A 23358-nucleotide genomic window follows, 5' to 3' on the forward strand; every position below is an offset into this window, starting at 1 on the left:
CACTTCATGAGACAAATCAACCGGCTTAGTGCATGGGTACAGCAACACTACGATGCATGCTTGCTGGCATCCCTGTGTTTGTTGCCTTTGTCTTTTCAATTGATGGGCCTGGACACTGGGGCTCAATCCCAGTTGGCTTATATTGCCTTCATCAGCGGGTGCCTGCTCAATGCCAAAGTGTCCTGCAGGCGTGCCTTTCGGGTGCCGCCCACAGAAAAACTCTGGTTTCTGGTTTTTGCTTCAGCTTTCGGTGGCTGGGTGTTGTCGCTGAACTGGCAGCACCTCAGCTTTGCGGTGTTGTGCTGGGTTTCACCGTTTACGCTGCTGGCAGTTTTATTGGAAAGGCAGCACCGGTACAGCATTGCAAAACAACGGATTCAAAACCGGCGAACCCAGCAAGCCCGGTGGCGAAATGCAAAACACAGTGTGCTCAGCGAATGGAAAGACAGGTTGCGCTGGCTGGCTGGTGTTCAGCATGACATGCGTCAGCCCTTGCATGCACTGGGTTTGTTGGTGGGTCACCCCTCGCTGGATACTTTCCATCAACATGCTGCGTCCAATCAGGTTATTCGTCAAATGACCAGTTGCCAAAGGTGGCTTCACGACTTGGCTGAAAACATGCTCGAGGCCACCCGGCTTGAACTGGGTGAGCAACGCGAGAAAAGAATTGAGAGCGTTTCAAGCACCGAGCTTTGCAAGTCGCTCGAGGGCTGGATGGGACAGTTGGCTGAAACCAAAGGGCTGACTTTCCATGTCGATGTGGAGGAGTTCCTGATTCACACGGATGCCCGCCGATTGAAACGGGTTATGGGAAATTTGGTGTTCAACGCGGTAGAACACACGCTTGAGGGTGGTGTGGCATTCTCCTATCGACGCCATGGTGGAATTCACCGGTTTACCGTCAAAGATTCAGGCCCAGGCCTGCAAGAGGACATATTGCAGCACAAGGCGGCAAGGTACTCAACCTTTGGCAGCGACCTTCCTAAAACAGGCATAGGTTTGTATGTGGTCAAGCGCCTTTGCCAGGAAATGGAATGGAATTTGTCGATGTGCAATGTCAAGGAAGGGGGTACGGTGTTTGTGCTTGAACTTGCCGATCGAATTTCAAACAAGGCTGAAGTTGTGACCTTGAACTCGAAAAAAACGGGTTAAGCCGATTGCCAATGACCTGGGCAGCTATTCGCTGAAGCTTGGAACAAAAGGTTGTTGCTCGGCTGGGTCGTTCCCACCCCCGTAATTCTGCGTGGGCAGGTCCAGTTGCAATGGGCTGTCTTGGTACTTCACCTTTTCCTCCTGGATGACCAGCTGTGGAAAGGCAAAAATAAGCACCACCATCAACAATTGCAAGGCGATGAACGGCAGGGAGCCCTTGTAAATTTCAATCGTTTTTACCACCTTGGGTGTGACCGATTTCAGGTAGAACAGCGAGAAGCCAAACGGTGGGGTCAGAAAAGAGGTTTGCATGTTCATGGCGATCATGACGCCGAACCACACCAGGTCAACGCCCAGTTTGTCAGCCACTGGTACAAGCAATGGAATTACGATAAACGCAATTTCAAAGAAATCCAGAAAGAAGCCCAACACAAAAATCAGGATTTGCACTGCGATCAAGAATCCAAGTTCACCACCTGGCAAATCACCCATCAGTTGTTCCACCCACAGGTCGCCTTCAACCGCCCTGAAAGTAAGACCAAACACGGTAGAGCCAATCAAAATGAACAACACAAAGCAGGAAAGTTTGGTCGTGAAATCGATTGATTGTTTCAGCAAATCCAGATTCAACCGCTTCTTGGATGCCGCGATCAGCAAAGCACCCACAGCACCCATGGCACCGCCCTCGGTGGGCGTGGCAATGCCCAGAAAAATAGTGCCCAGCACCAGAAATACCAAGGCCAAAGGAGGCATTAGCACAAACACCACAGCTTTCAGTATTCGCGCACCGGAATTGCTTTGACCGATGTAGCAGGCCTCTGGGGGCAAAGCAGGCAGGGCGTTCTTTTGAACGCGTGTAATTACAAACACATAAGCGATGTAAAGAAGCACCAGCAACAAGGCAGGAATTAGCGCACCTTGGTACATGGCCCCCACTGAAACCCCCAGTTGATCGGCCATGACAATTAAAACCAGCGACGGTGGAATAATTTGGGCCAGTGTTCCCGAAGCGGCAATAACGCCAGTAGACACCGATTGACTGTAGCCATATTTCAACATGATGGGCAAAGAAATAAGCCCCATGGATATGACCGAAGCCGCCACTACGCCAGTGGTGGCGGCCAACAAAGCGCCTACCAATATCACTGCATAGGCCAAGCCGCCGCGCACCCGGCCAAACAATTGGCCGATGGTTTCCAGCAGATCCTCGGCCATGCCACTGCGTTCAAGTACCAAGCCCATGAAAGTGAAAAACGGAATAGCGAGCAGGGTTTCATTGCTCATGATTCCGAATATCCGGTCGGGCAGCGCTTGCAGCAAAGCCACGTTCATTAACCCTTGCTCAATCGCGATGTAGCCAAACAGTAGCCCGTTTGCAGCCAGAGCGAATGCGACAGGAAAGCCGCTGACCATGAACAGCAGCAGGACTGCGAACATGAGGGGCGCCAACCATTCAACCGGAATTATTGGCATGGTGTGGGGTGTCCCTTGATTACGGCGATTTTTTTGATGATTTCGGAACAAACTTGCAAGCCAAGCAATGCGAATCCCAAAACGATTAATGCCTTGGCTGGCCAGCGGATCAAACCACCTGGGTCGGCAGAGTATTCATTGATTCGAAATGACTCATAGGCGAAGTCCCAGCCTGACACAAGAACAAAACCGATTAGAGGCAAGGTGAACAGCACATGCCCCAGAATGTCGATCCAGGCGCGCGTTGACTCGGAAAACCGGTTTGAAAGCACGTCGATGCGTACATGTGCATTTTGTTGCAGGGTGTAAGCGGCACCCAGTAAAAACACAGCGCCAAACAAATACCACTGAATTTCAAGCAAGCCATTGCTGCTGGTGTCAAAAACTTTTCGCACCACAGCGTTGTAGGCCGACACCAGCGTAGTGATTAAAATTAACCAACCCACGGCAAGCCCCAGCCTGGTGTTCAGGCCGTCAATGCCGCGTGAGATGGCCAACAACCCCTTCAACTTTACAAACCCAGCCGCTTGCGGGTTTCGGCCGCAGCTGTTTTGACCTGTACCGGGTTGGTTCCACCCACGTGGTCGCGTGCCTGCAGCGAGCCTTCGAGTGTGAGTACCGCACACAATTCCTGGTTCACCAAATCGTCGCTGTAGCCCAGTTCGGTTAGTTTCAGAGCCTCTTGAAGTTGGGCTACGCTCAGCGCCTCCAGGCCACATTGCTGGGTGTCGCAGTACCGCACGGCACGGGCAACAGCCTCATGTGCATCACGGAAAGGCATGCCGCGCTTGACCAAGGCATCCGCCAGATCAGTAGCTGTGGCATAGCCTTCCAGTGTGGCTGCGCGCATATTGTCGGCTTTCACTTGAATGCCCTCAACCATTTCAGCAAAAATAGTGAGCGTGTCGACTACAGTATCAACGGTGTCGAAAAGGGGCTCTTTGTCTTCCTGGTTGTCTTTGTTGTAGGCCAGTGGCTGGCCTTTCATCAAGGTCAGCAGGCCCATCAGGTGTCCATAAACACGGCCTGTTTTGCCGCGCGCAAGTTCCGGCACATCCGGGTTTTTCTTTTGTGGCATGATGGACGAACCGGTGCAGAAACGATCGGGCAGATCGATGAATGCATAGCGCTGGCTCATCCAGATAATCAATTCTTCAGACAGGCGCGACACATGCATCATCAAGATGCTGCTGGCCGAGCAAAATTCAATTGCAAAATCACGGTCTGAAACGGAATCGAGACTGTTGCGGGTTGGGGCATCAAACCCCAGCAGTTCAGCTGTGCGATTGCGATTGATGGGGAATGTGGTTCCCGCCAATGCAGCCGCACCCAGTGGCAATCGGTTAATTCGCTTGCGGCAATCTTGCATGCGTTCCAGGTCGCGTTCAAACATTTCCGCATAAGCCAGCAAGTGGTGCCCGAAAGTAACAGGCTGTGCCACTTGCAAGTGGGTAAAGCCAGGCATGACGGTGTCGTGGTTGCGTTCAGCCACAGTGACCAGTGCTTGAATAAGCGCCTTGAGCAATCCCTGAATGCGGTCTACCTCGTGGCGCAAAAACAGGCGAATGTCCGTGGCGACCTGATCATTGCGAGAGCGGCCTGTGTGCAGACGTTTGCCAGCGTCACCCACCAATTCGGTAAGCCTGCGCTCGATGTTCAAGTGCACGTCTTCAAGATCCAGCTGCCATGTGAACTGACCCGCCTTGATTTCATCCAGAATTTGCGACATACCGTTTTGTATTGCCTTAAGGTCGGACGCTGCAATAACTCCTGCCTCAGCCAGCATGGTGGCATGTGCCAATGAGCCTTGAATGTCGAACTCGGCCAGCCGTTTGTCAAAAAACACGGATGCAGTGTAGCGCTTGACCAGTTCGGACATGGGTTCGTTGAATCGGGCTGACCATGCTTCCTGTTTTTTGGACCATTGGTTCGACATGGGGAATCCTTTATGCACTTTGGAACAGGGCCTAATTATAAGGGGTTGCCGTGCTAGACTTTCGTCATGAACGCCTTCTCACAGCCTTGCTGTGGGGAATTGATTGAAATTTATCCACTGAATTGCGACTAGCGATGTCGCCACACTGAATGAAAATAAGAATTGCATCAAGGGAAAGCCGCTTGGCCATGTGGCAGGCTGAACATGTTCGAGACCTGCTACTGGCGTTGCCTGGGGTTTCTGGCGTTGACATTGTGGGAATGACCACCAAGGGCGATCAGATTCTGGACCGCTCACTTGCAAAAATTGGCGGAAAAGGACTTTTCATCAAAGAACTGGAGCATGCCTTGCTTGAAGGGCGGGCCGATTTGGCCGTGCATTCTGGCAAAGACATTCCCATGGACCTGGATCCTGAGTTTCAACTGCTGGGTTTCATGACTCGCGAAGACCCACACGATGCATTTGTGTCCAATGACTATGCCAGCTTGGCTGATTTGCCAGCAGGTGCCGTGGTTGGCAGCTCCAGCTTGCGCAGGCAGGCACAGGTGTTGGCGCGTTATCCGCATTTGAAAGTCGAGCCTTTGCGCGGCAATCTGGATACTCGATTGGGCAAATTGGATTCAGGTCAGTATCAAGCCATAGTTTTGGCTGCTGCCGGTTTGAAACGCCTTGGTTTGCATTCAAGAATTCGCAACGTGATTGAATCAACCGACATGTTGCCCGCCGTGGGGCAGGGTGCCTTGGGCCTGGAAATTCGCGCCGGTGATTCACAATTGGCCGAGTTGGTAAAGCCACTGATTGACCCGGTGTGTACCGCCTTGGTGAGCGCAGAGCGTTCAGTGTCCAAAGCGCTCGGCGGCAGTTGCCAAGTGCCTATTGCTGGCTATGCAACCCTGAACGATGCACACACTTTCACTTTGCGAGGCTTGGTGGCCAGCCCGGATGGCAAGACTGTGATCGAGAAAAGTGCGCAGGCAAGCCTGCAACACTGGGAAACTGCCGCCGACCTGGTCATCGAAGGTTTGCTTCAAGAAGGTGCGCAGGCCTTGATTGAATCGGCTGTTCAACAATTTAAAGGATAACTACCGGACATGACTCACACTTTGGTCGTTTGCAAACCCAAGTTGCCCGATCAGTATCTGACTCAGCGCGTTGATTTGAAGCGTCAGCTTGATCAAATGCATGCGGGCCATGTGATGTATTTTCCGGTGTTTGAGTTGGTGCCAGATTTGGCAGCCATGTTAACCATTCGGCCATGGCTTGATGCGGCCACCGAAAAATCCAACCATTTGATCGTTTTTGTAAGTCCTTCGGTTCTTGAAATTGCGGTGACCAACCTGGGGCAGTGGCCAGCCCATGTTTACTGTGGAGTAATGGGGCGCCAAAGCGCCAAGTTGGCCATGGACTTGGGTATTCCCAAAGACAAAATTATCGCCCCGACTGGCGAAAACGACCATGAAACCGAGGATTCCGACGGGCTGGCCCGCTTGCTGGCCACGCATTTTGAAGCGGGTAGCTGCCGGGTAATGGTATGCAAAGGCCCCAGAGGCCGTGTTGAGTTTCCAAAAAAGCTGGAGGAAATGCAACACGATGTGACAGTACTGGAGTGTTATGACCGCAAGGTGATTGAGCAAAGCAATGCTCAGTGCGAAGCACTGTTTGCCCGAGCGGCTGAGGCGGTGCTCTGGATTACCAGCAGCGAAACCATAGAGGCCCTCGATTCGCAGTTGGCACGCAAATCGGAATCACAACTCAAGGTGTTGAAAGAAACCGCCACCGTATTGACCACACATCCCCGCATTACGGCCAAATGCAGGGAATTGGGATATGCCCATGTTGTCCAGATAGCAACAGGGATACAATCGGTAAATTCATGGCTGAAATCCAACAAGAAAAGCATGGAAAACAACAATCAAACCAACTCTGCCACGCCTGCTGTCAACCCGCAACCGGTTGTCACCTCCCAATCCAGACCGGCTTCTGCCAGCGCTTCCCAGCCCAATGGGCAGTGGTTGGGCAAAGCTGCATTTTTCATCTCGGTGCTCAGCTTTGTACTCATTTTGCTGATTGCGTTTGCCGGGAAAAACCAGATTGAAAAAACACGCATGGCCTTTGGCGAGCGGATTCAGAAAGAGTCGACCACACTTGATTTGGTGAAAGAAGAAATCAGCAAATCGAGCGATCTGGCGAAAGACCTGAAAACCCGTTTTGACCTGTTGGAGCTTGCCCAGAAAGAGGAGGCCAGCCAACGCGCCAGTCTTGAGGAGGTCTATAACAGCCTGTTGGCCAGCCGAACGGAAGTGTCGCTTAGCGAAGTAGAGCAGTTGATATCAATTGCCAAACGCCAGTTGTATTTGTTGGGCAATGTAAAGGGAGCGTCTATTGCCCTGTCCCAGGCCATCGACCTGCTGGAGGGCACAGAGAAACCTTCTTTGTTGAATTTGCGCACCGCGTTGGAAAAAGACTTGACCGAAATCAAGGCCCTGCCTAGCGACGATTTGCTGAGGCTGGCGATTTCTCTTGATTCGGTGGTTAACTCTGTTGAAAGTTTGCCCATGCTCTCAAGCGCACAGGCCACCACTGATCAAACATTGGCGCAGTTGACCGAAGAAGAAGCATCTGAGGTAGTAGCCGACACTCAAGCGCCAGCAGCCAACGAACAAGCGCAAGGGTTTGAGAAAGCCTGGGCTTCCATTAAAAAAGTGGCTCAAACAGTTTGGTACGACATCATATCATTGATCGAAGTCACCAAAGTAGACAGCCCTGAAGTGCTCATGTTGTCCAATCGTCAAGAAACTGATTTGCGCAATACACTGCGTTTGTCCTTGTTGAATGCACGAATTTCGCTCTTGTCGCGTCAGGCCACTTTGCTGAAATCTGATCTTGAGCGATCAGGCAATTTGTTGAATACCTACTTTGACAGTAAATCCATCCAAGTGCAGCGTGCTCAAACTGTGCTGGCTGAAATTGGCGAAGTTCAACTTGATTTGGTGTTGCCAGAATTGCAGGCTACCTCTGCCGCGCTGAGGCTGGCCGTTGCCGGGCAGCAGGGGGAGCGCCAATGAAGCAACTGCTTGGTTTGTTGCTGGTTGTCGTAGTGGCCGTGGCGGTCACTTTGATGGCTCAGGGCAATGCTTCCAAGGTATTGATCTTTTTCGGTCAGTACCGAGTCGACATGTCGCTCAACTTTGCGGTAGTGGCTATTTTGCTGCTATTCCTGGTGTTGTACGTCATGATGCGCGCTTGGCGTGCGTCCAGCCAGCTTCCCGGAAAATTCAAAGAGTATTGGATGAACCGCAAGCAAAACGCCTTGTTGCAAGCCAATACACAGGGTTTGATCGCTTTGATTACTGGCGATGAGCAAGGCGCCCAAAAAGCGTTGAACCAAGCCAGTAAAACCGGGATTGAAACGGATTTGAGTTACTTGATCCGCGCCATGTCAGCCATTCAGGCCGACCGCTATGATGTGGCCGAGGAAATCCTGAATCAGGAAAAAGCCAAGGTGGGCGAGCACTCGCACGCCCTGGTTGTGTTGCGTGGAAAAGTGGCTTTGTCCAAACAAGACTTTTCGGGTGCTTTGAGCATGCTTGAGGCCATGGACCCCTTGGCTGCAAAATTACCCCAGGTTCAGCGATTGCGCATGCTGGCCTTGATGGGGCTGGCCCGTTGGCAAGATGCTTTGGTGCAATACCGCGCCTGTGTCGCGGTATCGGCGCTCACCAACGGTGAAAAAAATGAAGCCCTGATGCGCATTTATGCTGGTCTGGGAGAAAGCGCGGGGCAAGACGCTTCAAAAATGAAAGAGGTGTTGTCCAGTGCCAAACCGGCTGAGCTTGAGAACGTGGGTGTATTGCGCACGCTAGCCACTGGTTTGCAGAGGAGTGGATTGGTCACTGCGGCCCGCACGCTGCTGGAAATGGCTTTGAACCAAAATTACAACAAGGATTTATTGCCGATTTATCACCAGGTTGCCGTTCTAGAGCCACGGGAGGCTTTGCCCAATGTAGAGCGTTTGCTGGCCCAACAGCCCGCTGATTTGCGTTTGCTGGAGTTGGCCGCTGATGTGTGCGAGCGCGAACAGCTGTGGGGCAAGGCGATTTCCAGGTTTGAAGCGGTGTATGCCAAACAGCCTTCCGCACATGTGGCGGGCAAGCTGGAACGATTGTATGAGGCAGCCAACCAGGGTGAACGTGCCAAAACCTGGCGAGAGAAATTGAACAATCATCTTCAGAACGACCGTCAGCTTGCTTAAAGCAATATTCGATACAATACGACCAAATTTTATTTTAAGGATTAATCAGCATGGGCTACGAAAGCATTTCCCCCGGTAAAGACATTCCAAACGACGTGAACGTAATCATCGAGATCGCCGCAAACTCAGATCCCGTGAAGTACGAAATCGACAAGGAAAGCGGTGCCTTGTTTGTAGACCGTTTCGTGGGTACATCCATGCAGTACCCTTGCAACTACGGTTACATTCCACAAACTCTGGCAGCCGATGGCGACCCCGTGGACGTATTGGTCATGACCCCATACCCATTGCAGCCTGGTTGCGTGGTGCGTGTACGCCCAATCGGCATGTTGAAAATGACCGATGAATCAGGCGGTGATGCGAAGCTGCTGGGCGTTCCAGTAGAAAAGCTGTTGCCGCAGTACAAACACTATCAAAGCATTTCCGACGTGCCCCAAGAATTTCTGGCGCGCATTCAGCACTTCTTTGAACACTACAAAGACCTTGAAAAAGGCAAGTGGGTAAAAATCGAAGGTTGGGGCGACATGACAGACGTCGAAAAAGAAATTCGTGACGGCGTGGCCAATTACAAAGGCTGAAATCGCAGCTTTAACCGCACTGAAAAGCCAGCCTTAGGGTTGGCTTTTTTTATAGTTGTTCCGAACCGCTTTCCCGAAAAGCAGTGTGTTCATTTAACTCAACTGCATACGCGTCCAGGTGCGCCTTTTCCCGACGCAAAAAGTTTTCAATCGGCAACTTGAAGCCGTTGTCGTGCACGTAGTGTGCACTGACCATGGTTTGCGGGTTCAGGCCACGTGCCATTTTGTGTTCACCTTGCGCGCCGCCTTCAAACCACTCTATGCCTTGCTCAATCGCAAAATCAATCGCCTGGTAATAACACAATTCAAAATGCAGGCAGGGCAGGTTTTCAATAGAGCCCCAATAGCGGCCATACAAACGTTCCTGGCTGTACAGAAAAAACGAGCTGGCCACAGGCTGACCATGCAGGCTGGCCTGAATGATCAATATCTGCTCACCCATGGTTGTACAAATTTGCCTGAAAAATTCAAGATTTAAATAAGGGCTGGAAAAGTGCTCCATGTAAGTGCGGGAATAGCACTGATAGAAAAATTCCAGTTCAGCTTCGCTGATTCGAGACCCATGAATGCGTTGAATTTCCAAACCATCCACATGTGCTTTTCGACGTTCGGCGCGAATGTTTTTTCGCTTTTTCTGGCTCAGGCTTTCCAGAAACGCATCGAAATCATCAAATTGTTTGCGCGTGGCCGGGTTTTGGTTTTTCCAGTGAAATTGCACCACATGCCGACTGCTGTTGTTCAGGCTGGTTGCATCACTTAACAACAGTTGTTGATCTTGCTGGGTTAAAAACAAAGCATGCAGGGTTGAAATTTGTACACCCAGCAGTTCAGTGTTCTCGGCAGCCTGCCAGGTCAGCTGTGCAAGTCCTTGAGCCAATGCTTTGCCAGCCTCGGGTGTTGCATGGAGCACTTTGGGTGCCAACACCGGGGTAAATGGTATGGCACACAGCAGCTTGGGGTAATAACGCTGCCCGCTGCGTTCATAGGCCTGAGCCCAGGCCCAGTCAAAAACATACTCGCCATAGGAATGCGATTTCAGATACAAGGGCATGGCTGCCAGAAGCTCACCAGTGTCCCCATGGATGGCCAAATGCAGCGGCCCCCAACCGGTTTCGGCTGTTGCACTGCCGCTGGCCTCTAAGGCCAGCAGGTATTCATGACGAAGTGCAGGGTGAAGCACACCACCATTGCATTTGCACACAAGTGAATTCCATTCAGCTTGTGCGATCTCGCCAATGGATTGACAAATCTGCATGCGATAATTCATAAAGGCGACAACTACTATGCAGGTACCCAGTGAGTTTATCCCGAGTCCGATTGGCCATTGCGCAGTTGAACCTGACTGTAGGCGATTTAAAAGGCAATTGCGCAAAAATTGTTGATTACGCGCACAAGGCAGCCGCACAAGGCGTGCGAATTCTTCTCACCCCCGAGTTGTCCATCACTGGTTACCCACCTGAAGACCTGCTGTTGCGCCCCTCATTTCAGCGCCAAACCGACACTGCATTCGAGCACCTTCGCCGAAACCTGGCTGCACTCGATTTGTATGTGGTGGTGGGGCACCCCGTAAGCAGGGAAGGTGAACTGTTCAATGCTGCTTCTGTGCTTTATCGCGGGCAAGTGGTGGGCATGTACCACAAGCACGATTTGCCGAACCGCGAGGTGTTCGATGAGCAGCGCTACTTCACGCCCGACAACCGCCCATTGGTGTTTGAGGTGGATGGCATTCGTTTTGGTGTAAACATTTGCGAAGACACCTGGAACCGTTACGCGCCTGAAGCCGCAGCGGCTGCGGGAGCTGAAGTGCTGTTGGTGCCCAATGCATCGCCCTACCACATGGGCAAACAGACCATTCGTCAATCAATGGTGGCCAAGCGTGTTCAGGAAACCGGCATGGCGATTGTGTACGCCAACATGCTGGGTGGGCAAGACGAACTGGTTTTTGATGGTGCATCTTTTGCCATGGATGGTAAACAGCATGTGGCCATGCGCTTGCCCCAATTTCAAGAAGCCTTGGCCATGCTTGATGCAGTGGCGCGCCCCGGCGAGCCCATTGTGCTGGAGGCCCACCAGCCATGCGTACCCGAGCTTGAACTGACTGCGCAGGTGTACGAAGCCCTGAAAATGGGTGTACACGACTACGTCACAAAGAACCGCTTTCCCGGCGCGATTATCGGCTTGTCAGGCGGCGTCGATTCTGCAATTACCCTGGCAATTGCAGTGGATGCTTTGGGCGCTGACAAAGTGCGTGCCGTAATGATGCCTTCGCCATACACTGCCGATATCTCGCTGGATGATTCTCGCGACATGGTCAAGCGCCTGGGGATTCAGTACGACGAAATTTCTATCCAGGATTGCATGAGGGCCTTTGACTCCAGCTTGGCTCCCTTGTTCAAGGGCTTGGCGGCAGACACCACCGAGGAAAACCTGCAAGCGCGTATTCGCGGCACCATGCTCATGGCCATTTCCAACAAAACCGGCCGTATTGTGTTGACCACTGGCAACAAAAGTGAGATGGCCACCGGTTATTGCACTTTGTATGGCGACATGGCGGGTGGCTTCGCGGTGATCAAAGACATATTCAAAACACTGGTGTATCAGCTTTGTGAATACCGCAACAGTCTGTCTGAAGTCATTCCGACCCGAATCATTACGCGCCCGCCGTCAGCTGAATTGCGACCCGATCAAGTGGATCAGGACAGCTTGCCTCCCTATGATGTACTTGACGCCATTCTGGCCCGCTACATGGAAAAGGACGAATCAGTTGAAAACATCATTGCCAGCGGCTTTCAGAAAGAAGATGTGTTTAAGGCTGTTAAACTGCTCCGTATCAACGAATACAAAAGAAGACAGGCGCCCGTGGGTATTCGGGTCACGCACCGAGCATTTGGTCGCGACTGGCGCTATCCAATTACATCCAAGTTCAACGATCTAGAAGGATTCCAAGAATGAAACTGGTCAGCGCAATCATCAAGCCTTTCAAACTTGACGAAGTACGTGAAGCATTGTCGGAAGTGGGTGTCACCGGCCTCACCGTGACCGAAGTGAAAGGCTTTGGTCGTCAGCGTGGTCACACTGAGTTGTACCGTGGTGCCGAGTATGTGGTTGATTTTCTGCCCAAGGTAAAAATTGAACTGGTGATTGAAGACAAGCTGGTTGATCAAGCCATTGATGCTATTCAAAACGCCGCTAGAACCAACAAAATTGGCGATGGCAAAATTTTCGTGACCGACGTTGAGCGCGTTATCCGCATTCGCACGGGCGAACAAGGCGAAGCAGCCATTTAAACAAAAAAGCCCAGGTTCTTCACTTGGGCTTTTTTTACATCGCTTGGTTTAGCGGATTGTTAACCCAAATGGCTGTGAATGATTTCCGCAAAGGTGGGTGCCAAGGGTTCTGGCAAATCATGGCCCAGCCCTTTGATCAAATGGAGTCTTGAATTGGGCACCAGCCTGGCGATTCGTTCAGAGCACGCCTTTTTCAAGAGTGGATCATCCAGCCCATGGATCACGCAAGTGGGCACCCTGATTTCCCGTGTGTAATCTTCGATTGAACCCGTTGCCACCACGCAGTGGGTTTGCCGTAGCACACCCGCCGGTTTGTAGGCTCGGTTGTACGATTTGCGGGCACGCTCCCTTAACTTCAATGGGTCGGGCGGGTAGCCGGGGCTTCCAATGGCAGTAAACACCCGTTCCACATGCGCCACTACATCGTCAATTTTCTGGCTTTTTGGTTTCTTCAAAAACATGTTGTGCAACACGTTCGGTGTGGGCATCGGAAGTTTCGGGTTGTTGGTGCTCGACATCAAGGTGACCAACTTTCCTATTTTCTCGGGCGCCTTTGCCGCCACGATTTGCGAAATCATGCCGCCCATCGAAATACCGAGCAGGTGAGGGCGCTTTAATTCAAGTGCATCAATCAGGCCAATTGCATCGTTGGCCATGGTGTCCAGCTTGTAATTGGTGGGTGTTTGCAGGCCCAGCTTGTTGCGAATGAATGTGGCTGGTACGTTCACTTTCATGCTGGTCGGGTGTTGATCAGTCAAGCCAATGTCACGGTTGTCAAACCGAACCAGTCGGTAGCCTCGCTGCAACAAAGGTGAGCAAAACTCGTCGTTCCACATGGTGAGTTGGCAGCCTAGGCCCGCCACCATGAAAATGGTCTCGCCGTCGGCAGGGCCAGCACTTTCCCAGGCCATATTCAGCCCAGTAATGCTGGATTTGGCAAAACCTTGTTGCCATTCAATGGGGGTGCTCGCAGCTTTCATCTGTGCTGTCTCCGTGGTGTGTCTTGTTATTGTCGGGCTTTGAGTATCACCAGCAGGGCGCCTGCGCCACCGTCTCGGGGTGGGGCTTGGCAAAAAGCAAGCACTTCGTCTTTTTGCACCAGCCAGCGTTTTACTTTCTCTTTCAGCACGGGTTCTTTGCCAATCGAACCCAAGCCCTTGCCGTGAATGATTCTGACACAACGAATGTCATGTTTTACGCTGGATCGCAAAAATTCACCCACGGCAGTACGTGCTTCATCCGAGCGCAGCCCATGCAAATCAATTTGGGCCTGAATAACCCATTGCCCTTTTCGAAGCTTTTTCAAGGCCTCCACACCCACTCCATTGCGGCGATAGGACAGTTTGTCGTCGGTTTCCAGAAACCGCTCAACATCCATTTCATCGGAAATGCTTTCCCACAGCACTGCTTCATCATCAAGCTCGCGCTGCCGGGCGATTGGGGCTGGTTTTTCCAGTTCGTGAATTTTCAGATTGGTGTTGGGCAGCGGGGTGACATCGCTAACCAGCTTTTTGAACAAGTTTGCCTCATCCTGTAACTTCTTGAGTTCAGCCGCTTTAATTTTCTCCTGGCGTTCGGCCTCCAGGCGCTGCTCTTTGAGCGAGCGCCTGACGCCTTCAAGATCTGCCATGGAAGTCAGCTTTTTCAATGCAGTACTTCTTAAAGGGACTCTTGTCAGCCTTCTTGAGCTTCCAGCCAGCGCTGTGCGTCCAGTGCAGCCATGCAACCTGTACCTGCGCTGGTAATTGCTTGACGGTACACATGGTCTTGTACGTCGCCAGCCGCAAAAACGCCCTCGATGCTGGTCATGGTCGCCAAACCATTCAAACCGCTACGGGTTATGATGTAACCGTTCTTCATGTCGATCTGACCTTCGAAGATGTCGGTATTGGGCTTGTGGCCAATCGCGATAAATACGCCCTGAAGCGCCAAGTCCTGAGTTTCACCAGTTTTTGTGGATTTAATACGCGCGCCGTTTACACCCATTTCATTGCCCAGCACTTCGTCCAAGGTGTAATCGGTTTTCAGCTCGATTTTTCCTTCCTTCACCTTGTCCATCATCTTGTCGATCAAAATGGCCTCGGCTTTGAATTTGTCGCGGCGGTGAATCACGGTGACCTTCTTGGCAATGTTGCTCAGGTACAGCGCTTCCTCAACCGCGGTGTTGCCACCACCCACCACGCAAACTTCCTGATTGCGGTAAAAAAAGCCGTCACAAGTGGCACATGCAGATACACCCTTGCCCGCAAATTCTTCCTCAGAAGGCAGGCCCAGGTACATGGCACTTGCACCGGTGGCAAGAATAAGTGCATCACAGGTGTACACGCCCGAGTCACCTTTTAGCGTGAATGGACGTTGTTGCAGTTCAACCGTGTGGATGTGATCAAAAATGATTTCGGTATTAAAACGCTCGGCATGGGCCAAAAAGCGGCTCATCAGGTCGGGGCCCTGCACGCCTTCGGCGTCGGCCGGCCAGTTGTCCACGTCAGTGGTGGTCATTAGTTGGCCACCTTGGGCCATGCCGGTGATCAAAACAGGGTTCAAATTGGCACGCGCGGCGTACACTGCAGCAGTGTATCCGGCGGGGCCAGACCCCAAAATCAGTACTTTGGCGTGGCGTGGCGTGTTAGAACTGGTCATTGCTACCTCTTTTGTGCTTCAAATGGTGTCTGTTCAAGATATTTCTCTCGAACTTTGTCAGAATACAGACTTCAATTATATGCTGCATTGCGGGCTACTCTTATTACAGTGAATTCCAGGACCACACAAAATACAGGCACCCTTCGGATCAGCAAATTGTTGCTGGAAATCCGCTGGCTATGTCTGCTTGTTTTTTCCATCTATCTGTTTTTGATTCTGGTGTCGCACAGCAGCAGTGATGACAGCTTTTCCCATGAATCAGGCAGCGATGTTGTCAGCAACTTTGGCGGCGCAGTCGGTGCCCATTTGTCGGATCTGCTCTTTTTCATCGCAGGCTACTCGGCCTACGCTCTGCTGGGCTTGTCATTCTTCATGTTGTGGCGTGCCCGTAAAATGGTCGATGCCATCGAATTACCCGGTTTCAACGAACCTTTGCCAAAGTGGATTGCCTGGGTAAGGCCCATTGGCTTTGTGGTGTTGTGGGTCGGTTTAATGGGCCTTGAATCGCTGTCAATTTTCAAAGGCGAAGGTCTGCCAGCCGGCGCTGGTGGTGTTGTTGGGCAAACCATTTCGAGCATTTTTCAGCAGTTGCTGGGGCTTTCTGGCGCTGTCATGTTGCTGTTGCTGTGCACTGCAGCTGGCCTAAGCGGATTACTGGGGCTAAGCTGGGCCGTGATGGCCGAACGCGTGGGTGGCTTTCTGGAAGGCTTGGTGTTTAAAACCAAAGAATTGGTCACTGCTTACTTTGACCGCAAAGAAGGCAAAAAAGTCGCTTTGGCCCGTGTTGAAAAAGTGGAACAGAAACGAGAAAAGTTTGAAGAACACAAACCTATTCGCATAGAACCGGTTGCAGTGGCAGCCGAGCCCTCGGTGCAAGCCATCAAGGAAAAACAGCAGCCGCTGTTTGCTGAACTGACCGAAACCGAGTTGCCACCTTTGGGCCTGTTGGACGATGCGCCCGCAGCCATTGAAACTGTCTCCGCCGATACGCTGGAATACACGTCGCGCTTGATTGAGAAGAAGTTGAGTGACTTTGGTGTGCAGGTACAGGTGATGGCAGCCCAGCCAGGTCCGGTGATTACGCGCTTTGAAGTGGAACCCGCAGCCGGTGTGAAGGGTTCGCAAGTGGTGAATTTGGCCAAAGACCTGGCCCGAGCGTTGAGCTTGGTGTCCATTCGCGTGGTTGAAACCATTTACGGCAAGAACCTGATGGGGCTTGAACTGCCCAACCCGCGCAGACAAGTGGTGAAGCTGACCGAGATTTTGGGTTCGCAGGTGTACAGCACCAACAAATCGCCCGTGACCATGGCTTTGGGTAAAGACATCGCAGGCAAGCCGGTGGTGGCCGATTTGGCCAAGATGCCACACCTGCTGGTGGCGGGTACCACCGGCTCGGGTAAATCGGTGGGTATTAACGCCATGATCTTGTCGCTTCTCTATAAAAGTGGCGCCGAAGATGTGCGCTTGATTCTGATTGACCCGAAAATGCTTGAAATGAGCGTTTACGAGGGAATTCCTCACCTGCTGTGCCCAGTGGTAACCGACATGCGCCAAGCTGCCAATGCCTTGAATTGGGCTGTGGGCGAAATGGAAAAGCGCTACCGCCTGATGAGTAAAATGGGTGTACGTAACCTGGCGGGCTACAACGCGAAAATTGCAGAAGCCCGAAAAAGCGGTAACAGCATTCCAAACCCGTTCAGCCTGACACCTGACGCGCCCGAGCCTTTGGACACCTTACCCATGTTGGTGATCGTGATCGACGAGCTGGCCGACCTGATGATGGTGGTGGGCAAGAAAATTGAAGAACTGATTGCACGTTTGGCCCAGAAAGCCCGTGCGGCGGGCATTCACCTTATTTTGGCAACGCAAAGGCCTTCGGTCGACGTCATTACTGGTTTGATCAAGGCCAACATTCCAACCCGAATTGCATTCCAGGTTTCATCGAAAATCGATTCCCGCACCATTCTCGACCAAATGGGTGCTGAAGCACTTCTTGGGCAGGGTGACATGTTGTACTTGCCGCCCGGTTCCGGCGTGCCCCAGCGTGTGCATGGTGCTTTTGTATCGGATGAAGAAGTACACCGTGTGGTTGAATACCTGAAAGAGAAGGGTGGTGAGCCCAACTACATTGAGGGCATTCTAGAGGGCGGCACCGCGGAGGAAGGTGGCAACGCCAGCATGGACGCGACAGCCGGCAGTTTTGATGGCGAAAAAGATGCACTCTACGACCAAGCCGTGGGCATTGTACTGAAGCACCGCAGGGCATCCATTTCATTTGTTCAACGCCATTTGCGCATTGGATACAACCGTGCAGCACGCCTGCTGGAAAGCATGGAACAGGCGGGCTTGGTATCGGCCATGCAGTCCAACGGCAACCGCGAAATTCTGGCGCGAGCCGAGGCGGGCCAGGATGATGAATAATCATGACGATTAATTCAGCATTCATCCATTAAGTTCGGTAAAGCCTGTTTACCCCGGGCAACAACATGCGTTATTCAGGGTGAGGCACCTTAAAGGAAGTAGAAATTAATGCGAATTCAACAATTCTTGTTTCGATCAATCCTGGCTGCGGCTTTGAGTGCTGGCGCACTTGGGTCGGCTTGGGCGTCTGCCCAAGAGGCGTTGAACAACTTTGTAAAAAACCGGGGCTTCGCCGAAGGTCAGTTTTCACAAGTGGTTATTTCTCCCAGCGGCGCGGTGAAACAACGCGGTACAGGTGAATTTTCTTTTTCACGGCCTGGCAAATTCCGTTGGGAAATCAAGAAACCCTATCCCTTGCTGTTGCTCTCCAATGGCAGCAGCGTGGTTTCTTACGATGAAGACATGGGTCACGCCACACAAAAGCCCATTGGCAATGCCATGGATTCAACACCTGTCGCCCTGTTGTTCGGCAGTAAAGACGTTGACAAGTTGTTTAATCTTAAAGATGAAGGCATGAAAGACGGCAAGGAATGGCTAGTCATTCGTCCGAAAGACAAGGACAACCTGTTCGACTACGCCCGTATTGGCTGGAAAGACGGCTTGCCAGTGAACCTGGAAATTCATGACGCTTTGGGCCAGGTTACCCAGCTGGAATTGAGCAATTGGGATTTCTCCAGGCAAAGACCTGCCAGTTATTTTGATTTCAAAGCCCCAGCGGGTGTAGACCTTATCAAAACGCAATGACCCCCGACTTGTTTGGCGTTAGCACCGAGAATCCCTCTTTGCCCCCAAATCAAAGCGCTGTGACGGGCTCGGTACCGCTTGCCGAGCGCATCCGTCCAAACCAGCTTGCCGATGTAGTCGGCCAAACGCACTTGTTAGGGCCAGGCAAACCACTTACCTTGCTGTTCGAGCAACAACATGTTCATTCCCTGATTTTGTGGGGTCCACCTGGTGTGGGTAAAACCACTTTGGCACGGCTGCTGGCTGGTGCAGCCAAGGCGCAATTTATTGCTTTGTCGGCAGTGCTTTCCGGGGTCAAGGAAATTCGCGCTGCAATTGAACAGGCAGGCGAGTATGCCAAGGTGGGTAAATCCACCATTTTGTTCATCGATGAAATTCACCGCTTCAATAAATCACAGCAAGATGCCCTGTTGCCGTTTGTTGAATCGGGTTTGGTCACCTTTATTGGCGCGACCACGGAAAACCCTTCTTTTGAAGTGAATTCAGCGTTGTTGTCGCGTTCGCAGGTTTATGTGCTGAATGGCTTGAATGCAGACGATTTTGCGCATTTGTTAAAACGTGCACAGGCGGAATTGGGGACTGGCATTGTGGTGGAAGGCGATGCTTTTGATGCACTGTGTAGTTACGCCGATGGAGACGCACGCCGTTTTCTGAATTTGGTGGAAATTACGCTGCTTCAAACCAAGGCACAAGGCTTGAACAGCCTTGATTTACCAGCCTTGAAGCAAATTGCACCCTCGCAGATTCGCCGTTTCGACAAAGGGGGTGATGCCTTTTACGATCAAATCTCGGCGCTGCACAAGTCGGTTCGTGGCTCTGACCCCGATGCAGCCCTTTACTGGTTTTGCCGTATGCTCGACGGTGGAGCCGACCCGCGCTACATGGCCCGCCGAATTGTGCGCATGGCTTGGGAAGACATAGGCTTGGCCGATCCCCGAGCTTTTACTATCGCCAATGAAGCGGCGCAGACCTATGAACGGCTGGGTAGCCCAGAGGGTGAATTGGCTTTGGCCCAATGCGTGCTTTACCTGGCGATTGCAGCAAAAAGCAATGCGGGTTACAACGCTTACAAACAAGCGATGGCACACGTGAAGCAAAGCAGCTCCATGCCCGTGCCCATGCACTTGCGCAATGCACCCACCCAGCTGATGAAAGAACTGGGACATGGCAGTGGCTATCGTTATGCCCACGACGAGGAAGCTGGGCATGCTGCAGGAGAAAGCTATTGGCCCGAGGGTATGCAACCGCCGCAGTTTTATCGGCCCACAGACCGCGGGCTGGAGGGTAAAATTGCAGAAAAACTGAACTGGCTTGCCCAACGCAACGCCGAAGCCCGCCAAAAAAAGTAAGAAGCACTCACATCGGCCCACACCGGGCTTGAAGTTTTAGTACCATCACCGCTATTCATACAACCGCATTCTGAGAAATTTTCATGTTAGACATTCAATTGCTTCGCAAAGACCTGACCAATGTGGCAGAACGACTGGCCCAACGGGGTTACAGCCTGGACATTGAGCAATTCAATGCGCTGGAAGGCAAACGCAAACAATTGCAGACCAGCACTGAAGAATTGCAGGCGAAGCGAAACAGCATGTCCAAGCAAATTGGCCAGTTGAAGGCCAAAGGCGACGACGTATCCGCGGTAATGGCCGAGGTGGCGGGTTTGGGCGATGAATTGAAGCGCAATGAAACCGACTTGACCGCCCTGCAAGAAGAGATGAATTCCTTTTTGTTGAACATTCCAAACCTGCCGCATGAATCAGTGCCGATAGGCAAATCCGAAGACGATAATTTGGAATTGCGCCGCTGGGGCACCCCTGCCCAGTTTGATTTCCAGGTGAAAGACCATGTGGACTTGGGCGAGAAACTTGGCCTTGATTTTGAAACGGCTGCCAATTTGTCAGGTTCACGTTTTGCCGTACTGAAGGGGCAAATCGCCAAACTGCACCGGGCATTGGCGCAGTTCATGCTCGATACCCACACCGAGCAACATGGCTACACAGAGCATTACACCCCTTACATTGTGCGTGGTGAAACCCTGAAAGGCACCGGACAGCTTCCGAAGTTTGCTGAAGACCTGTTTTCAGTCAAGAAAGGCGGAGAAGAGGGAACTTCTGAACCTTTGTATCTAATTCCGACCGCCGAAGTTACCTTGACCAACTTGGTGGCTGACCAAATGTTGAAAGCAGGTGATTTGCCCATCAAAATGACCGCACATTCACCCTGTTTCCGCTCCGAGGCAGGTAGCTATGGCCGTGACACCCGCGGTCTGATTCGCCAGCACCAATTCGACAAAGTAGAAATGGTACGCATTGAAAACCCGGAAAACTCCTATGCAGCACTGGATGAAATGACCCAGCATGCTGAAAATATTCTACAAAAGCTGGGGCTGCCTTACCGGGTTATCGTTCTGTGCACTGGTGATATGGGCTTTGGCTCTACCCGCACGCACGACATTGAAGTGTGGTTGCCTGCCCAAAATACTTACCGTGAAATTTCGTCTTGTTCAAACTGCGAAAGCTTCCAGGCGCGTCGCATGAAAGCCCGCTTTAAAAACGAGGCAGGTAAAACCGAGTTTGTGCATACTTTAAATGGTTCGGGCTTGGCGGTTGGGCGTACCTTGGTGGCGGTGCTTGAGAATTATCAACAAGCCGACGGCTCGGTAACGGTGCCTGAAGTTCTTCAGCCCTACATGGGCGGAAAAGCTGTACTTAACCCATAAAATTGCCCAACTTTTGCTTTCAGGCCCGTTGTGCCGGCAGAAGCAGGGGGCAAAGCACGCAGGCCAGTGCAGACAGAACGCTAAAGGTCCACAACATGGCGTGTGTGTTTTGCCCAGCCAGCAAGCTGACCACCGCCCCCACAATCAGGATTAGAAACCCGATCGCCGTGTTGCTGACAGCAACATAAGCAGAGCGGGTTTCTGCAGTGGCCATGTCCACAAGCAGGGTTTTTCTGCCCAAACGCACACCTGCCAGGCACACCGAAGTCAGGAAATAAGCACCGGTAAACAGCACCAATGCGCTGAATTCAATTTCAAATTGCAAAACCAGCAGTACAGCAATGCCTACCGCGGCGTTGATTGCACTGGCGATTGCCATCAAGGTGCGGCTTGAATAATCGGCCAAACGTCCCCACAAATAGCCCGACGCGGTGTTGGCCAAGCCAGAAACGATCAAAAACAGGCCGATCAAAGCGGCGTTGCCCAGGGCGTCCTGAGCGAGAATGATCAGCATGGGTGCACCCAGCGACACGCTCAATAACAGGGTGCGAACAATCACGAAGTTGCGAAAAGGTTTGTCATCTTTCAACAAACGAAGCGATTTCAAAGCCTCAATGCCCGCATTGCCGCCTCCTGCGGTTGCGCCCGGCTCTTCCCGGATCGCCCAAATCGCGAAAGAAGCGACAATCCAGCACAGCCCCGCAATGCCAAAAAGACTGGCCAGGATCAATTCATTGTTTTTGATTTGATTGTAGAAACCCAGATTGAGCCCCAAGAGCAAGGTAAACAGCCCCGAAACACTCGTGGCCAGGCCCATGAGTGTGCCGCGCCGCGATTTCGACACGGTTTTTCCCAGTACGTCTTTGGCTGCAACTGAACATATACCTCTTGCAAAACTGAACACCAACAGGGCAGCAAATACCAGCCAACTCGCATTTTCTGCCGTCAAATCAAGGAACAATGCAAACCCGCATGCCCAAAGGGCAAAGCCGCTGAGCAAGCCTCCGAACAACCAGACATACTTTCTCAGTGCTATGGCCCTTATTTTGGCGGCTATAAACAGCTGAGGAAGCAGCACACCAGACTCGCGAATGGGCACGGCCAAAGACACCAGCAGCATGGGCGCTCCCAACAGGCCAAGAACCCATGGAAACACTAGGCGTGCACTGGCTATTTCGTCAGCCAATTTGGTGAAAAAGTTGCCAAGCAAGTGCAGAAAAAAATTAACGGGTTGGTGTTTGCAGGATTCATCAGGAATGTCCTTGCAAACGCGTGCGTCTTCGTCGCCTGTGATCAGATCGTACAGGGCTGTGGTGGCAGGTTTGGCTTTTTGCATCGGGATACTTTATCAACTAAAAAGGCACCCAAAGGTGCCTTTCCGATCAAACACTGGCTGTTGATTGCCAAGCGAGCAGTTTACTGCGCGCCAACTGTGGCCTTGATGGCTGCGATGAACTTCTCGCTTTGCGCTATGTTGCTGACTGTCGCTTCAAGACCGTGGCGGGCAGAAGCCAGGCGGATAAAGCGCTCCATGCGGCGGGTTTCGTGTTTGTTCCAGCGAACGGTGAATGACACAACACGGTTGTCGTCAATCCAGACATTGCTGGGTTTCAGGAACATGAAATCGCCCAAAGCTACTTTGGGCAATCCAACTTGACCGCTCGCGTCCACGCCGGTGAACTGAACCAGCAATGGGGTGCCATTTTGAAGCCAACTGTTGTTTTCAATAGCATCACAGAAGATGGAACAGGTTGACCAGGTAAGTCCGCTGTAGCGAACCATAAATGCCAGTCTGGATTCTTCAAAATTATCTGTTACATCTGAACCCACTGCAGCCAAATCTTCAGGTTTTACTTTAAGTGCCAGGAGTTCTTGCTCAAGTGTGCTGTAAGCAATGCTAGAACGAATTTGATCCGGAATAGGCTTCACCTGTAACCAGTGGAACAGGCAATAAGACCGAGTCAAACGCTCTGCAATCGAACTCATGATGAACTCCTGAAAAACATGCTGCAACGTTATTGGTACTGGGCTCGGGGTTTTTCAGATTCATACCGAGGCTCTAACCAATTTCCCTTGACTTCACAAACAATCAACAATCGAAAACCATGCTGATTTGTGTGTCAGTTACAAGAGAAGGTTCAATTATTGTTAAC

20 protein-coding genes are annotated in these 23358 nt (G+C 51.8%); 11 read left to right on the plus strand and 9 right to left on the minus strand.

The features are described from left to right. Positions 1–6 precede the first annotated feature (6 nt). Positions 7–1152, plus strand: coding sequence for a sensor histidine kinase (locus tag B4C79_RS15010; RefSeq protein ID WP_291751972.1), 1146 nt, complete (start codon positions 7–9; stop codon positions 1150–1152). A gap of 24 nt (positions 1153–1176) precedes the next feature. On the opposite strand, the gene B4C79_RS15015 is transcribed toward B4C79_RS15010, so the two are convergent. From B4C79_RS15015 to argH, 3 genes are read right to left on the minus strand one after another with little or no spacing between them, the layout of a single operon-like run. Further along, the gene (locus B4C79_RS15015) at positions 1177–2625 is read right to left on the minus strand and encodes a TRAP transporter large permease (protein WP_291751974.1); all 1449 of its coding nucleotides are present in this window, start codon (positions 2623–2625) and stop codon (positions 1177–1179) included. Then, complete coding sequence (locus B4C79_RS15020) at positions 2616–3122, minus strand: TRAP transporter small permease subunit (RefSeq protein WP_291739477.1); 507 nt, start codon at positions 3120–3122, stop codon at positions 2616–2618. Before B4C79_RS15020 ends, B4C79_RS15015 begins: the two co-directional genes overlap by 10 nt. A gap of 14 nt (positions 3123–3136) precedes the next feature. Then, positions 3137–4561: an argininosuccinate lyase gene (gene argH / locus B4C79_RS15025; protein ID WP_291739478.1), complete on the minus strand. Its 1425-nt coding sequence runs from the start codon at positions 4559–4561 to the stop codon at positions 3137–3139. A gap of 149 nt (positions 4562–4710) precedes the next feature. Here argH and hemC point away from each other — a divergent pair, with 149 nt between their 5' ends. From hemC to ppa, 4 genes are read left to right on the plus strand one after another with little or no spacing between them, the layout of a single operon-like run. Then, the gene (gene hemC, locus B4C79_RS15030) at positions 4711–5643 is read left to right on the plus strand and encodes a hydroxymethylbilane synthase (RefSeq protein WP_291751976.1); all 933 of its coding nucleotides are present in this window, start codon (positions 4711–4713) and stop codon (positions 5641–5643) included. A 9-nt stretch (positions 5644–5652) separates the two neighbouring features. Then, positions 5653–7626: a uroporphyrinogen-III C-methyltransferase gene (locus tag B4C79_RS15035; protein ID WP_291739207.1), complete on the plus strand. Its 1974-nt coding sequence runs from the start codon at positions 5653–5655 to the stop codon at positions 7624–7626. Further along, a complete protein-coding gene (locus B4C79_RS15040; RefSeq protein WP_105029151.1) occupies positions 7623–8813 on the plus strand; it encodes a heme biosynthesis HemY N-terminal domain-containing protein in 1191 nt (396 codons plus the stop codon). The genes B4C79_RS15035 and B4C79_RS15040 overlap by 4 nt, the downstream gene beginning before the upstream one ends. 50 nt (positions 8814–8863) lie before the next feature. After that, positions 8864–9391 (plus strand): inorganic diphosphatase, encoded by a 528-nt coding sequence (ppa, locus tag B4C79_RS15045; protein ID WP_171099157.1) that lies wholly within the window; start codon positions 8864–8866, stop codon positions 9389–9391. A 49-nt stretch (positions 9392–9440) separates the two neighbouring features. On the opposite strand, the gene B4C79_RS15050 is transcribed toward ppa, so the two are convergent. Then, positions 9441–10646: a GNAT family N-acetyltransferase gene (locus tag B4C79_RS15050; protein WP_291739208.1), complete on the minus strand. Its 1206-nt coding sequence runs from the start codon at positions 10644–10646 to the stop codon at positions 9441–9443. A 41-nt stretch (positions 10647–10687) separates the two neighbouring features. Between B4C79_RS15050 and B4C79_RS15055 the strand changes: the two genes are divergently transcribed. Together B4C79_RS15055 and B4C79_RS15060 are read left to right on the plus strand one after the other, a co-directional pair. After that, positions 10688–12343, plus strand: a complete 1656-nt coding sequence (locus B4C79_RS15055; protein ID WP_171099153.1) for an NAD+ synthase — start codon at positions 10688–10690, stop codon at positions 12341–12343. After that, on the plus strand, positions 12340–12678 hold the full coding sequence (locus B4C79_RS15060) for a P-II family nitrogen regulator (protein ID WP_008252857.1): 339 nt from the start codon (positions 12340–12342) through the stop codon (positions 12676–12678). The genes B4C79_RS15055 and B4C79_RS15060 overlap by 4 nt, the downstream gene beginning before the upstream one ends. Positions 12679–12737: 59 nt before the next feature. Here B4C79_RS15060 and B4C79_RS15065 read toward each other — a convergent pair whose 3' ends face one another. Genes B4C79_RS15065 through trxB form a run of 3 tightly spaced genes read right to left on the minus strand, consistent with a single transcriptional unit; the run spans position 12738 to position 15318 of the window. Beyond that, a complete protein-coding gene (locus tag B4C79_RS15065; protein WP_171099151.1) occupies positions 12738–13658 on the minus strand; it encodes an alpha/beta fold hydrolase in 921 nt (306 codons plus the stop codon). A gap of 26 nt (positions 13659–13684) precedes the next feature. Further along, complete coding sequence (locus B4C79_RS15070) at positions 13685–14308, minus strand: Smr/MutS family protein (RefSeq protein WP_240965734.1); 624 nt, start codon at positions 14306–14308, stop codon at positions 13685–13687. Positions 14309–14352: 44 nt separating this feature from the next. Further along, complete coding sequence (trxB, locus tag B4C79_RS15075; RefSeq protein WP_171099148.1) at positions 14353–15318, minus strand: thioredoxin-disulfide reductase; 966 nt, start codon at positions 15316–15318, stop codon at positions 14353–14355. A 108-nt stretch (positions 15319–15426) separates the two neighbouring features. On the opposite strand from trxB, the gene B4C79_RS15080 reads away from it, so the two are divergent. The 4 genes from B4C79_RS15080 (at position 15427) to serS (ending at position 21205) form a co-directional block, all read left to right on the plus strand. Then, complete coding sequence (locus tag B4C79_RS15080; RefSeq protein WP_105029144.1) at positions 15427–17739, plus strand: DNA translocase FtsK; 2313 nt, start codon at positions 15427–15429, stop codon at positions 17737–17739. A gap of 108 nt (positions 17740–17847) precedes the next feature. After that, complete coding sequence (lolA, locus tag B4C79_RS15085; protein WP_171099144.1) at positions 17848–18483, plus strand: outer membrane lipoprotein chaperone LolA; 636 nt, start codon at positions 17848–17850, stop codon at positions 18481–18483. Then, positions 18480–19832, plus strand: a complete 1353-nt coding sequence (locus tag B4C79_RS15090; RefSeq protein WP_291751981.1) for a replication-associated recombination protein A — start codon at positions 18480–18482, stop codon at positions 19830–19832. The genes lolA and B4C79_RS15090 overlap by 4 nt, the downstream gene beginning before the upstream one ends. Before the next feature lie 83 nt (positions 19833–19915). Beyond that, positions 19916–21205, plus strand: coding sequence for a serine--tRNA ligase (serS, locus tag B4C79_RS15095; protein WP_291751983.1), 1290 nt, complete (start codon positions 19916–19918; stop codon positions 21203–21205). A gap of 19 nt (positions 21206–21224) precedes the next feature. Here the strand turns inward: serS and B4C79_RS15100 are convergent, their stop codons facing one another. Then, positions 21225–22541 (minus strand): MFS transporter, encoded by a 1317-nt coding sequence (locus tag B4C79_RS15100; RefSeq protein WP_171099139.1) that lies wholly within the window; start codon positions 22539–22541, stop codon positions 21225–21227. A gap of 80 nt (positions 22542–22621) precedes the next feature. Next, positions 22622–23191, minus strand: a complete 570-nt coding sequence (locus tag B4C79_RS15105) for a hypothetical protein (RefSeq protein ID WP_105029140.1) — start codon at positions 23189–23191, stop codon at positions 22622–22624. Positions 23192–23358 lie beyond the last annotated feature (167 nt).

The organism is Limnobacter sp. UBA7229 (assembly GCF_002473065.1).
GTDB classification, from domain to species: Bacteria; Pseudomonadota; Gammaproteobacteria; order Burkholderiales; family Burkholderiaceae_B; genus Limnobacter; species Limnobacter profundi.